Raw genomic sequence first — 14,367 nt, forward strand, 5'->3', positions numbered from 1 at the left:
ATGCTTTCACAGGGATTATTAGGGATTATTAAAGAATAAATAATGTGTGTGATTGTAACCAAAGTAACTGTTTTAGTTACCATAGTGTGTTAGTATACATTTAGAACGAAAGGGGTTGAGTACTTGAACACAGCTTATTTGGACATGATCCAAGGGAAGAACCCTGGTGTAACGCCTGTGTGGTATATGCGTCAAGCTGGTCGTAGCCAAGCGGAATATCGCAAAATCAAAGAGAAATATTCATTATTTGAAATTACAAAAGAGCCCGAGTTATGTGCTCGTGTTACGGAATTACCTGTTAAGGAATACGGCGTTGATGCGGCAATTCTCTACAAAGATATCATGAGCCCAATGGTGGCTATGAATGTAAATGTTGAGCTCAAGGCCGGTGTGGGTCCTGTGTTTAGCACGCCTATCCGTTCTATGGCTGATGTAGAGGCTCTAGATTCCTTTGATCCTACCAAGGTAGAGTATATCGGTAAAACGATTACACTCTTAACATCTGGCATGCTCGACGTGCCACTCATTGGTTTTTGCGGTGCGCCGTTTACGATTGCATCCTACCTTATCGAAGGGGGACCAACGAAGAACTACAATAAGACTCGTGGCATGCTCATCGGTGCTCCTCATGTGTGGAATGCATTGATGACTAAACTGGCGGACATGTCCATTGCGTACTTATCCATGCAAGCCGAAGCGGGTGCCAATGCACTTCAAATCTTCGACTCTTGGGTAGGGGCTGTTAATGCAGATCAGTATAAACAAGGGATTTACCCTCATATGGAACGAATCATTAAGGCTGTAAAAGCTAAATATCCTCATTTACCAATGGCCATGAATGGCGTTGGCACTGACCATTTGGTGTCTATTTGGTCTCATTTGCCATTAGACGTCATTGCCCTTGATTGGCGTAGTTCCATTGTTATGGCGAATGAACGGGGTGTAACGCAAACCGTGCAAGGTAACTTGGATCCAGCGTATCTGTTCGGGGACGAAAAAACATTGGCTCACGAAGTAGATCGTATTTTGCTCGAAGGAGTTCGCTATGGTCGCCATATCTTTAATTTAGGTCATGGCGTATTCCCCGAGGCAGATCCTCAAAAACTCCATTGGCTAACGGACTATGTGCATGAACGTAGTCGTGAAATTTGGGCTCAAGAGAGGTAAATTAGTGAAAGTAGAAAAAAAAGGATTATTATTCCTGTCTTATGGTAGCCCTTTAAGTAAGGATGATTTAGTACCCTATATGACGAGTATTCGTCGTGGCCGTGTACCAACGAAAGAAGAGATTGCTAATCTTACTAAGCGTTATGATACAATCGGTCAATGGGAAAATGTTGAACTTCAAACTATGGCAGAGTGCCAATATAGAACCTTGCTTACTCTGTTGCCGACTATGCCTTCCGCTATTGGTTTTTTACACATGAAACCGTCCATTGCAGATGCAGTTGACTCCTTAGTCCAGCAAGGAGTGGAGCATATTATCGCTATTGTAACGGCTCCATTCTTCACCGCTCTCGGTACTGGAGCTTATGAAAAACAAGTGCAAGTAGCTATTTCCAACCATGATAATATGACATTCGACTTTATCCGTTCCTGGTGGGATCAACCAACTTTCAAGGAATACTGGGTAAAAGCAGTTTCAAAGTGTGTGAATATTAATAAAGATTTATTTGTTATTTTTAGTGCTCACAGTATACCTCTTATCAATAATCATGGTGGCGATTCGTATGCGTTAGCTTTAGAGGAAAGCGCCAAAGAGATTGCTGAACATTGTAAATTACCGAAATGGACTGTGGCGTGGCAAAGTGCAGCTCCTCATGGACAATGGTTGGGCCCTACTGTAGAGGATGCTATCAACGAAGCCTTACAAACTGGTGCTGATCGCATTGTTTTTGTACCATTTGGATTTGTAAGCAATCACGTTGAGGTATTGTACGATAATGATGTGGAGTGTAAAGAACTCGTTGAAGCAAAGGGCGCAACATATATGCGTGCACCCATGCCAAATTGTAATGAAATATTTTTACAAGCAATGGCGAGTGCAATAATAGAAAGGATTCATTCGTGAACGTAACAATTGTGGGCGGTGGCTTAACAGGGCTAACAGCGGCTTATTATCTAGGTCATGCAAAGCCAGAATGGACCATTACTCTTTATGAACAAGCACCACGATTTGGTGGGAAAATACAAACGCAACATGTGGATGACTTCGTAGTGGAACTCGGTCCTGACTCCTACTTGGGTCGTAAAACAGAAATGACAGATCTTGTGCATGATCTTGGACTAGGGGATACCCTTGTGTCTAATGAAACAGGCCAAGCCTTTGTATATGATAAGGGTTCTATCCACCCAATTCCAGGCGGCTCCATCATGGGCATTCCTACGGAAATGATGCCCTTTGTGAAAGCAACGCTCATTTCTTGGCCTGGTAAATTGCGCGCTGGCTTAGACTATTTTAAGAAACCATACCAACTCGATGAAAATGGTGATGTATCCATTGGTCATTTCTTTAAATACCACTTAGGTCAAGAAATGATGGATAAACTCATCGAGCCCCTATTAGCGGGTATTTATGGTGGGGATATTTATAAAATTAGTCTATTGTCGACATTCCCTCATTTCATTCAAGTAGAACAAAAATATGGGAACATGGTGAAAGGTATGATGGCTGCTAAGATGAGTCATTCCAAAGCAGGTGTCTCTAAAGCAGCTAAAGATGCTGTAGCAGAAGGCGATGTGCCTCGTGCTGGTAAAGGTACTATGACAGACCGTCAATTTGAAAGCCACGAAGCAAAGTCTAGTCAAGCTAATTTTGCTAGTAATAGTGCAAGCAGTTCTAACCATATAACAAAGACTAGTTCAAATCATCAGTCTGCTAAGGCGCAAACGGATATGGAAAGTCGGAAGGGAACAGCGGCTCAATCCGGCATGTTTCGTCAATTGACAGGCGGCCTTGAAAGCGTGATTACCGCTATTGTTGAGGCTATGCCTAGTAATGTACACTTGCATACAGGTACACTAGTTTCGGATATTCGATATGTTGAAGGCATGTACGCAATCGATGTGGCCAATCAGTATAACAATTCTTGTGGTTGTCAATCTATGGCAGACCATGTGATTATCACTACACCGCCGGCAACATATACTCAATGGTTCAAGGATGATGCGGGTTTTGATTTCTTGCGATCCATGGAGCAATCTAGTTGCGCCATTGCTATTATGGCCTTTGATAAAAGTACTTTTGATGGTGATTTAAAAGGATCGGGTCTGCTTATTACCCGTAATACGGATACACCTCTTACAGCGTGTACTATTCTTAATCAAAAATGGCCTCAAACTACCCCTGATGATAAGGTGGTTTTGCGTGTCTTTATTGGTAAGCCAGGTAATGATGTAGTAGAACGACTCAGTGAAGAGGAACTTTCAGAATTGGCAGTCAAAGAAATTCAACATATTATGAATTTTTCTGCCAAGCCAGAGTGGGTGCGCATCAATCGTCTCATTCACTGCATGCCTCAATATAATGTAGGCCATCGTGCAGGTATTAAAGTCGTACGTGAACATGTAGCCGAGCAGTATCCAAATCTACACCTCATCGGCACACCTTTTGATGGAATCGGGATCCCTGACGGTGTAAAACAAGCAAAAGAACTCGTAGAAAAACTTGTGAATGACAAGTAAAATAGTGACTTGCTTAAAAGAGTTAGTACAGTATTAAGCGACATAGGATTATCTCAGCCTAAAAGCAGTAATTTAGTCTTAACTAAAGAATATACTAATAAAAAATCTCAATAGAAACTAAATTGAAAAGACTCTATATGCTATAATAATAAGTGGAGTCTTTTGATTTCCGTAATTATAGATATACATTATTATTTTGATATAATCACCATAGATAGGAGTGATCATAATGGGAAAAGCAATCCCTACAGTAGAAGGTTGGCATAGCCAACACATGGTATTCGCCATGGATTTCAGCGCATGGAACTGCTTCACAGAGGATGAAAAAGCAGCAGCGCGCAATGAATTAAAAGCATTCTTAGCCGACCTTGAAGCTAAACATCAAGCTAAAGAAGGTAGCTATGCATTCTATGATTGTAATGGAGCAAAAGGGGATTTAATCTTATGGATTCTCGGTCCATCCCTTGAATACTTGGCTCAAGTAGAACGTAAATTCCGTCGTTTAGCTATTGCAAGCGTGTTGGTGCAAACTTATTCTTATACTTCTGTAACAGAAGTAAGCACCTATGTTAAGGCCAAGTTAGATACAGAGGAGGTTAATCAAAAATTATATCCTCATGTACCTCGCGATAAATATATCTGTTTTTATAATATGAGTAAAAAACGCGAAGGTGATGACAATTGGTTCATGTTACCACCGCAAGAGCGCGGTGCTTTGATGAAAGCTCACGGTGAACTTGGTAAAACATACTTGGATGTATTATCTGAATTCACTACTGGTGGCTGTGGCCTAGACGACTGGGAATGGGGTATTACTATCTTTAGTAACGACGACATCCAATTCAAAAAAATTGTATACGATATGCGCTTCGAAGAAGCCAGTGCAAAATACGGCATCTTCAGCGACTTCTACGTTGGTACTATCATCGATGATGCACTACTAGAAGAAATCTTTGGATAACAAAAAGAGCCTGCAATGCAGGCTCTTCTTTATTATTTAATTCATATATATCGATAAATAACTGCTTATTGTATCGTATATTTGTTCAATTTATAATGTTGTTAAGGTAGTTGGCGAGGTTGGGCCTCTCTTCGTTATAGAAGGGGGTGAGCTTATGAGTGACTTTGAACTTATTACAGTTATTACTGGAATCTTGACGCTAGTCGTTTCCTTTGGAGCACTTATAGCGCTTATTTGCCTCACAAAAAGCAAATAGCCCTCCGTTACCAAGTGTAATTAGATAAACAGAAAGGCCATTTCCTAGATAATTAGTTTTTGAGATGCGCCTGACGTTCCTACTCGTCTGACTATCTATTTATATTATAGAGATAAAGGTATATATCGTCAAATTAGAATGAATGGACTGCCTAGCAGTCCATTTTTCTCCCCTCAAAATGAAGGCTATAATTTTGAGGGGAGAAAAGTTAATATACGCACTATACTTCGTAAAATATAATTCACAATATATGAGTATCGCACTAGCAACTATATTCTCATAAAAGAGAACCCCGCATCTATCCGACTTACGAGGTCAAGGCCCTGGGCCGCAGACCTGATAAGTATGGAGGAGAGATGCGGGGTTTCTTTTATCACTTAGTATAGAGAAGTGAATTATATTTTGTAGTACTGTTCAGTGAACGTAAATTTTCTGTTCCAGAAAATTATACGTTCATGTTTGCACCTTTACGCACATAGAACCAGTAGCACACTGCTACAGTTACAATGTTAAATGCAAGTAATACAGCAAAGGCTGGGTGAATATTGCCGAACATGGAATATACAAAGCCGAAGATTTTAGGTGTAATGAAGGCACCGTATGCAGCTACAGCGGCTACGAAACCTGTAATTAAAGAGGAGAGCAAAGGATTGCCAAATACGTGTGGAATCATACGGAATGTTGCGCCAGTAGCAAAACCACAGCATACAAAGGTTAATACGGACATTGCAAAGAAGAATGGGAAGTTGTGCATATCTACACCAACCGCAATCAATGCAGTGGAAGCACATAAGCCAATAAGACTAATGAAGGTAACTTTTGTACCGCTATTGATCTTATCTGCTAACCAACCGCCTACAGGACGAAGGGCACCTGATACAAGAGGACCAACAAATGCGATAGACGCAAATGGAACTTCAGGGAATTCTTTACCTACTAATAAGCCAAGTGCTGCCGCATAACCAGAGAAAGCACCGAAGGAACAAGTGTATAGCAATGTAAGTGCCCAAGTGTGTTTGTTCCCAAAGATTTGTACAAGATTTTTAGGATTTGGTTTTTCTAGTGGTAAGTTATCCATGAAACGTGTCATAAGTGCAAGGATAACAACAAGTGGTACAATCCACATGAAAGCCGCATTGGCAAGGTATACTGCGTTACCTTTGATGATAGCTGGTGTTACACCAAATACGCTACCTAATGCAGCAGAACCCATAGCGAATGGAGCCAAGAAGTAGATTACAGAAATACCAAGGTTACCAACACCGCCGTTGATACCAAGAGCAGTACCTTTTTCGGATTTAGGGAAGAAGTTGCCAATGTACGCCATGGAGGACGAGAAGTTGCCACCCGCTAAACCGATGAGGGCAGTTAAGATCATGAATGTCGTATAAGAAGTTGTTGTATCTTGAACGGCAAAGCCGAGCCATACAACAGGAACTAATAGAATAAGTGTGGAAATAAATGTCCAGTTTTTACCACCGATTAAGGCTGGCATGTAGGTATATACAAAACGTAATGTAGCACCTACAAGACCTGGTAATGCGGCTAATGTAAATAATTGATCGGTTGTGAAATTAAAGCCTGCGCCGTTGAGTTGCGCTGCAATGGTTGCCCATAAATACCATACACAGAATGAAAGGGTTAATGCAATTGTGGATATAACCAGGTTTTGTTTAGCAATTTTTTTACCAAACTTTTCCCAAAATTCTGGATTATCTGGTTGCCAATTAGCCACAATTTCGCTACGGCTTGCCCCTACTTGAGGCATTTTTAGTTCGCTCATTTTGAACTTCTCCTTACTGAAAAACTATACATGCAATGAAGACATGGAGGATACAATTATCAGTCAATGTATATGAATATTGCAATCTATAGAATTTCTATAGAAAGTATTCGAATTACTTAGAGAACTGAGTTATAATTATTGTATCAACAAAATTTGCAATGTCTTATATCACAAATATATTATATATTGTAAAAATTTTTGTGAATGTGACATAAAACACACATATTCTGAAATTAATAAGTTATAATAATCTTATATATACAAAAAAGTATATAATACATGTACTTTTACTATAAATAGATTAGTATAACTAATGGATTTTATTTTAAAAGTACAATGGAGTGGTGAAGGTATGGATAAAAATTTAATTAACCAATTACTTGCTTTGCCGGGCGAGGAACTCCATCTTAAAAAAGGTGATTTTCTCTTCCACGAGGGGGACAAGGCAGAACACTTTTACGTAGTGTTAAAAGGTAGAATGAGCATTAAGAAATTCGAAGCTAGTGGGCACATTTTTGCGTTGCGTCTAGTAGGTCCGAATAATGTAATTGGTGAGGTTCCGTTGTATGAGGAGAACACAAGAACTTATGTGTTCAACGCCATCGCTCGGGAGGATTGCTCTGTTTATTCCATTCGCTATGATGTGTTAGAGTCAGCTATTGCAAAAGATCATTCATTGGCTATTGCGATGATGCAAATCTACACATTACATATGCGTCGTCAACAGGCAAAATACCGAGACTTGCTACTATATGGCAAGAAGGGAGCATTTTATTCTACCTTGTTGCGCTTAGCCAATAGTTATGGTGTAGAGCGCGAGGATGGTATCTTTATCGATATCGCCCTAACAAATCAAGAGTTGGCTGAATTTGCTGCCACATCAAGAGAAAGTTTAAATCGCATGCTAAGTGAGTTGCGTAAGTTGGGCTATGTAGCCTATGACAAACACCATCTAGTAATCTGTGATTTTGACGCTTTAATCGGATTACTAGATTTAGAGGTTGATAATATAGACCCTAATATTAGTAATATCGAATAACAGTATTTTCTCCCTTGTGTTAGCTCAGCTAATGCAAGGGATTTTTTTGTAGTTTTGAAGGAGGACATGAGATGAGCTTGTTGTCTCAAAAGTTTAAGTTTCTTCGGAAGAAGAACGTATCTCCAAGCGGCCATCAAATAACTGAAGATGGCGGTCGCGAGTGGGAAAATTTTTATCGTGACCGTTGGTCTTACGATAAAGTTGTCCGCACAACGCATGGCGTAAACTGTACTGGTTCTTGTAGCTGGAATATCTACGTTAAGAATGGTGTTGTAGCGTGGGAAAATCAGGCTACTGATTACCCTGAAACACCAGATGATATGCCGGATTACGAACCACGTGGATGCCCTCGTGGTGCAACATTCTCTTGGTATCTCTATAGCCCATTGCGCGTAAAATATCCATATGTGCGCGGCGAATTGGCTGAGCTTTGGAGAGAAGCTAAAAAGCATGCTAAGAACCCAATCGAAGCTTGGAAATCTATCGTAGAAGATCCTGAAAAAGCGAAGAAATACAAATCTGCCCGTGGTATGGGTGGCTTTGTGCGCTCCACATGGGATGAAGCGACAGAAATTACTGCTGCATCCTTATTATATACTGCAAAAACATACGGCCCTGACCGCAACGCAGGCTTCTCTGTAATCCCAGCGATGTCCATGTTGTCCTATGCAGCAGGTGCTCGTTTCCTTAACTTAATGGGTGGTACACCATTGTCCTTCTATGACTGGTATGCCGATTTACCACCTTCTAGCCCTCAAGTTTGGGGTGAACAAACTGATACACCTGAATCTGGTGACTGGTACAATGCTGGTTACATCATGACTTGGGGTTCTAACGTACCATTGACTCGTACGCCAGATGCTCACTTCTTAACAGAGGTTCGTTACAAAGGTACTAAAGTAGTATCCGTATCCCCTGACTATGCGGAATCTACAACTTCTTCCGATGCTTGGCTCAATGTAAAAGCCGGCACTGATGCGGCTCTTGCTATGGCAATGGGCCACGTTATCTTAAAAGAATACTACATCGACAAGGAAACTCCATACTTCAAAGAGTATGCTAAAGAGTTCACAGATATGCCATTCCTTGTACGCGTTGAAGACATCAACGGCACAGTTCAACCTGGTCGTTTCTTGAATGCTAAGGACTTAGGTCGCCAAGAGGAAGGCGCAGACTTCCAAATGGTATTGATCGATGAAACAACAAATGAAATCGTTATTCCTAATGGTACAATGGGCGAACGTCATACAAATCCACAAAAATGGAATTTGCGCCTTGAAAACCGCGATACAGGGGCTAAAATCGATCCTCGCTTATCCGTGTTTGATCAACGTGAAGACGTGACTGTTGTTAAGTTGCCATACTTTGGCGATGAAGAGCACGAAGGTGTAATTGAACGTGCTATTCCTACAATTACAGTACAAACTGTAGATGGTCCTGTAAAAGTAACTACCGTATATGACCTTATTCTTGCTAACTATGGTATCGACCGTGGTATCGGTGGTGAAGTGGCAACATCTTACACAGATGACACTCCTTACACACCTACATGGCAAGAAAAAATTACTGGTGTAAAAGCAGATATCGCTATTACTACAGCTCGTGAGTTTGCAGATAATGCAGAAAAAACTAAAGGTCGTTCCATGATTATCATGGGTGGTGGTATCAACCACTGGTACCATGCTGACGTGATTTACCGTACCATCTTGAACCTTATTATGTTCTGCGGTACAGAAGGTGTTAACGGTGGTGGCTGGGCTCACTACGTAGGTCAAGAAAAACTTCGTCCTATTGAAGGCTGGGGCGGTATCATGACAGCTAATGACTGGAGTAAAGCTCCTCGTTTGCAAAATGGTACATCTTGGTTCTACTTTGCTACAGAACAATATCGTTCTGATTGCATCGACTTGGCAGACCGCGTATCTAAATTAGCTAAGCCTCGTTATCGTCACCCTGGCGATTACAACGTATTAGCGGCTCGTTTAGGTTGGTTGCCATCCTATCCTACTTTCAATAAAGGCAGCCAAGACTTGATTAACGATGCTCGTGCAGCTGGTGCTGGTACAGAAGCAGAAATTAATCAATATGTGGCGCAAGCGTTGAAAAATAAAGAATTACAATTCTGCGTAGAAGATCCTGCGGCTAAAGAAAACCACCCACGCAACTTGTTTGTATGGCGTGCGAACCTTATCGGTTCCTCTTCTAAAGGCCACGAATACTTCTTGAAACATTTATTAGGTACTAAAAATGCGGTATTAGAAGATGATGATGCACCTACACGTCCAGAAGAAATCAAATGGCGTGAAGCTGATGGGGCAGGTAAACTTGACCTCTTAATCGACATCGACTTCCGTATGGCTTCTACAGGCTTGTACTCTGATATCGTATTCCCAGCAGCTACATGGTATGAAAAAGAAGACTTGTCTTCTACAGATATGCATCCATATGTACACGTATTCCAAGCAGCTGTTGATTGTGCATGGGAAACTAAATCTGATTGGGATACATTCCGTACCCTTGCAGAAACAGTATCTCGCGTAGCAAAAGAGTCTGGCTTCACAGAATACGAAGATATCGTAGCATTGCCTCTTGGTCATGACAGCCCAGGTGAAGTGGCTCAACCAGAAGGTAAGGTTCTCGACTGGAGCAAAGGCGAATGTGAACCAATTCCTGGTAAAACAATGCCTAACCTTGTTCATGTAAAACGCGACTATAGCCAAATCTTTGAAAAATTCATTGCATTGGGACCTAACATCGAAAACAAAATGGGTGCTCATGGCTTGGCTTGGGATGTATCTGATGAATATCAAACATTGTACGCACAAAATGGTACAATCGATAATCCAGAATTCATTTCTCATGGTCGTCCAAGCATTTACGAATGTAAAGAAGCTTGTAATGTTGTATTGACATTGTCTTCTTGTACAAATGGTAAATTGGCTGTTCGTTCTTGGAAGGCAATGGAAGAAAAAACTGGCCTTTCTGGTCTTGAAAAGAACGCAAAAGGTCGTGAACAAGAAAAAATTACCTTTGATGACATGGTTCGCCAACCACGCTTCATCATTAGCTCTGTAACAAGTACTGGTAAAAACGATAAAAACCGTCGTTATTCCCCATTCACAACATCTACAGAGGATAAAGTACCATTCCGTACCGTAACAGGTCGTCAATCCTTCTATTGTGATCATGAAATGATGCGCGATTACGGTGAAGCTATGGCGTTGTACAAACCTGTATTGTCCTATAAACCAGTACAAGGTGACTACAAACAAGAAGGTATTCCAGAAATTACATTGAAATACTTAACACCACATAATAAGTGGTCTACTCATAGTATGTATTTTGATAGCCAACAAATGTTAACATTATTCCGTGGTGGCCAAACAATTTGGCTCAACGAAGATGATGCAGCAGAAATTGGTGTTAAAGATAACGACTGGGTAGAAGCTTTCAATAAAAATGGTGTAGTTGCAGCTCGTGCAGTTGTATCTCCACGTATTCCTCGTGGCATTTCTTATATGCATCACTCCCAAGACCGTCACATCAACGTTCCTGGTACGCAAGTTAAGAAAGATCGTCGCGGTGGTACACACAATGCGCCAACACATATTCACATGAAGCCGACACACATGATCGGCGGTTATGGTCAATTGAGCTATGGCTTTAACTACTATGGCCCAACTGGTAACCAACGTGATATGACAATTGTGGCTCGTAAATTGAAGGAGGTGGATTGGCTTGAAGATTAAAGCTCAAGTATCCATGGTCCTAAATTTGGACAAGTGTTTAGGCTGTCATACATGCTCTATTACTTGTAAAAATACATGGACGAACCGCGAAGGCGCGGAATATATGTACTTTAATAACGTGGAAACCCGCCCTGGCGTAGGTTACCCACGTAATTGGGAAAACCAAGAGAAATGGAAGGGTGGCTGGACTCTCGATAAAAGCGGTAATTTGGCGCTTTCCACAGGCTCTAAAGGCTCTCGATTGATGAAGTTGTTCTATCATCCAGAACAACCAGAAATTACGGATTACTTTGAACCTTGGACATATGATTATGAAACATTGATTCATACCGGTCGTAAAAATAATCAACCTGTAGCACGTCCTCGTTCCTTGCTAACAAAGCAAAAAATGGAAGTAACATGGGGCCCTAACTGGGATGATGATTTGGCTGGTGGTCATCATGCACGAGAAGATGTGAACTTGGCTAAGATGGGTGACGATATCGTATTTGACTACGAAGAAGTATTCATGCGTTATTTACCACGTCTTTGTAACCACTGTTTAAATCCTGCATGTGTAGCGGCATGTCCATCCGGTGCCATCTACAAGCGTGATGAAGATGGTGTTGTACTTGTTTCCCAAGATGTATGCCGCGGTTGGAGACATTGCGTTCCATCTTGTCCATACAAAAAAATCTTCTATAACTGGGAAACAAACAAAGCTGAAAAATGCGTATTCTGTTATCCTCGTTTGGAAAATGGCTTGCCTCAAATCTGCGCTGAAACATGCGTAGGTCGTATGCGCTATGTTGGTGTAGTTTTATACGATATGGATAAAGTTCAAGAAATGGCATCTACTAAGGATGAACAAGAAATTTACCAAAATACAGTAGATTTAATTTTGGATCCTAATGATCCAGAGGTTATTAAAGCCGCTCGTGAAGCGGGTATCTCTGAAGCATTCTTGAAAGCAGCTAAAAAATCTCCTGTTTACAAGCTTGTAAAAGAATGGGGCGTTGCATTGCCATTGCATCCAGAGTATCGCACATTGCCAATGGTTTGGTATGTGCCACCGCTCAGCCCAATTTTACAACGTGTTACATCTGATGTATACTTGCCAGATGCACATGAAATGCGCGTGCCTGTACAATACTTAGCTAATATGTTTACTGCTGGTAATACAGATATTTTAGCTCGTGTATTACAACGCATTCTCGATATGCGTGAATACATGCGTCGCCGTGAAACAGGTGATGAAGCAATCGCTCATGAAGTAGATCTTACAGAAGAGCAAATGTATGCTATGTACAAATTGTTAGCCTTGTCTAAATATAATGATCGTTTTGTTATCCCATCCGATGTTAATGTATCTCGCGAAGGTCGCTTAGAAATGCAACACAATCGTGGTTTTGCATGCCCGACAGGGGGTTGCCATAATGGATGATGCACAAAAAATAGCTCTCATTGCTTCTTTTTTGCTTCGGTATCCAGATGAATCTTGGTACAATGAACTTGGTGAATGGAAAGCGGATACTCGCTCTGTTGAGCATCCTCAACTTCGCCAAGGATTGTTAGAGTTCTTTGATTACATTGAAGAAACGGATCGTAAGGCCTTTGAAGACCAATACGTACGTATCTTTGACTTCAGTCGTAATACAACAATGTACTTATCAACTTATGAATTGCAAGGTACAGGGGAACAAGCAGAGGAACTCGTTAAATATAAAGCCTTCTTTCTAGAAAATGGCTATGATTTACCAAAGGAGATGCCTGACTATATTCCAGCTATTTTAGAGTTATGTGCAGTTATCGAACCTGAAAAGGCTCGTGAAGTGTATGATTATTGTAAACCAAAGCTAGAATATATTAGGGATCGATTGATCGAAGCAAAACTGACCTATGCATTCTTATTTGATATCATATTGTCGGTTGCAAATGGATTGGAGGACGGTGCACGATGAATCTATTTTTATGGGGCGCTTTGCCATATATTGCGTTTACCTTCTTAATCGTAGGCACACTTGTTCGTTTCTTCTACTTTGAAAGAAACTGGACTACAAAATCAAGTGAATTTTTAGAGAAAAAACAATTGCGTATTGCCAATCCATTGTTCCACTTTGGTTTGCTATGCGTTATCGGCGGTCACGTAGTAGGTGTACTAGTACCTAAAGCTTGGACTGCAGCTATGGGTATCAATGACCATATGTACCATGAAGGTGCATTATATATGGGTGCTGTAGCGGGTATCATCTTTATCGTTGGTTTCTTGCTCTTGATGAAACGTCGCTTTACTGTACCTGCTATGAAAGTAAATACATCTGGCCTTGATAAATGGTTATATTTATTCTTAACATTAGCTATCTTTAGTGGTATGGCTGGTACATTGCTTAATGCATCTGGCTTTTTTGACTACCGTGTATCCATCGGCCCATGGTTCCGTAGCTTATTATCCTTTATGCCTGATCCATCCTTGATGGAAGGCGTGCCATTCATGTTTAAATTCCACATGTTGGCATGGATGGTGGTTGCTATTATCTTCCCATTCAGCCGTTTGGTACACTGCTTGAGTGTTCCACTCAACTACTTAACACGTCCGTTCATCGTATATCGTAAACGGGATCAAAAATAATTAGGATGATGATTAACTTGTATGCCTATATATAATAGGATTCATTAATCTATGGCCCCTTGTAGTGGTGAAAGCATATGCTCACAACTATGAGGGGCTTTTTATTTACCGATTCTGTATTAGTAGATTACAATGTATTCCCTGTAGAGAAGAAATTTATTCATTGTAATAAGCTTAGAATGACTATAATAAGTATTTTAATTTAGAATTATTCTTATAATATATACTATGTATCTAATATAAGTAATCTACAAAATCCGATTTAAATGATAAACTATATCGTA

At 40.7% G+C, this 14,367-nt stretch carries 10 protein-coding genes; 9 read left to right on the plus strand and 1 reads right to left on the minus strand.

Translation table 11 applies throughout. The features are described 5' to 3' along the window. The first annotated feature begins 123 nt into the window (after positions 1 to 123). The 4 genes from hemE to hemQ all read left to right on the plus strand — a co-directional run bounded on the left by hemE (position 124) and on the right by hemQ (position 4,645). Positions 124 to 1,167 (plus strand): uroporphyrinogen decarboxylase, encoded by a 1,044-nt coding sequence (gene hemE / locus E7B10_RS06415; RefSeq protein WP_105086893.1) that lies wholly within the window; start codon positions 124 to 126, stop codon positions 1,165 to 1,167. A gap of 4 nt (positions 1,168 to 1,171) precedes the next feature. Beyond that, complete coding sequence (gene hemH / locus E7B10_RS06420) at positions 1,172 to 2,071, plus strand: ferrochelatase (protein ID WP_105086894.1); 900 nt, start codon at positions 1,172 to 1,174, stop codon at positions 2,069 to 2,071. Then, the gene (hemG, locus tag E7B10_RS06425) at positions 2,068 to 3,684 is read left to right on the plus strand and encodes a protoporphyrinogen oxidase (RefSeq protein WP_287510508.1); all 1,617 of its coding nucleotides are present in this window, start codon (positions 2,068 to 2,070) and stop codon (positions 3,682 to 3,684) included. Before hemH ends, hemG begins: the two co-directional genes overlap by 4 nt. Before the next feature lie 229 nt (positions 3,685 to 3,913). Further along, positions 3,914 to 4,645, plus strand: a complete 732-nt coding sequence (hemQ, locus tag E7B10_RS06430; protein WP_278456701.1) for a hydrogen peroxide-dependent heme synthase — start codon at positions 3,914 to 3,916, stop codon at positions 4,643 to 4,645. A 701-nt stretch (positions 4,646 to 5,346) separates the two neighbouring features. On the opposite strand, the gene E7B10_RS06435 is transcribed toward hemQ, so the two are convergent. After that, positions 5,347 to 6,684 (minus strand): MFS transporter, encoded by a 1,338-nt coding sequence (locus tag E7B10_RS06435; RefSeq protein WP_287510506.1) that lies wholly within the window; start codon positions 6,682 to 6,684, stop codon positions 5,347 to 5,349. Positions 6,685 to 7,039: 355 nt separating this feature from the next. Here E7B10_RS06435 and E7B10_RS06440 point away from each other — a divergent pair, with 355 nt between their 5' ends. From E7B10_RS06440 to narI, 5 genes are all read left to right on the plus strand, one after another. Further along, positions 7,040 to 7,726, plus strand: coding sequence for a Crp/Fnr family transcriptional regulator (locus E7B10_RS06440; protein WP_287510504.1), 687 nt, complete (start codon positions 7,040 to 7,042; stop codon positions 7,724 to 7,726). 71 nt (positions 7,727 to 7,797) lie between these two features. Further along, complete coding sequence (locus E7B10_RS06445; RefSeq protein ID WP_287510503.1) at positions 7,798 to 11,475, plus strand: nitrate reductase subunit alpha; 3,678 nt, start codon at positions 7,798 to 7,800, stop codon at positions 11,473 to 11,475. After that, positions 11,465 to 12,898, plus strand: coding sequence for a nitrate reductase subunit beta (gene narH, locus E7B10_RS06450; protein WP_119562401.1), 1,434 nt, complete (start codon positions 11,465 to 11,467; stop codon positions 12,896 to 12,898). Before E7B10_RS06445 ends, narH begins: the two co-directional genes overlap by 11 nt. Next, a complete protein-coding gene (narJ, locus tag E7B10_RS06455; RefSeq protein ID WP_287510502.1) occupies positions 12,891 to 13,415 on the plus strand; it encodes a nitrate reductase molybdenum cofactor assembly chaperone in 525 nt (174 codons plus the stop codon). The genes narH and narJ overlap by 8 nt, the downstream gene beginning before the upstream one ends. Then, positions 13,412 to 14,083: a respiratory nitrate reductase subunit gamma gene (gene narI / locus E7B10_RS06460; RefSeq protein WP_227037651.1), complete on the plus strand. Its 672-nt coding sequence runs from the start codon at positions 13,412 to 13,414 to the stop codon at positions 14,081 to 14,083. Before narJ ends, narI begins: the two co-directional genes overlap by 4 nt. Positions 14,084 to 14,367 lie beyond the last annotated feature (284 nt).

The organism is Veillonella sp., assembly GCF_032470285.1.
Classification (GTDB): domain Bacteria; phylum Bacillota; class Negativicutes; order Veillonellales; family Veillonellaceae; genus Veillonella.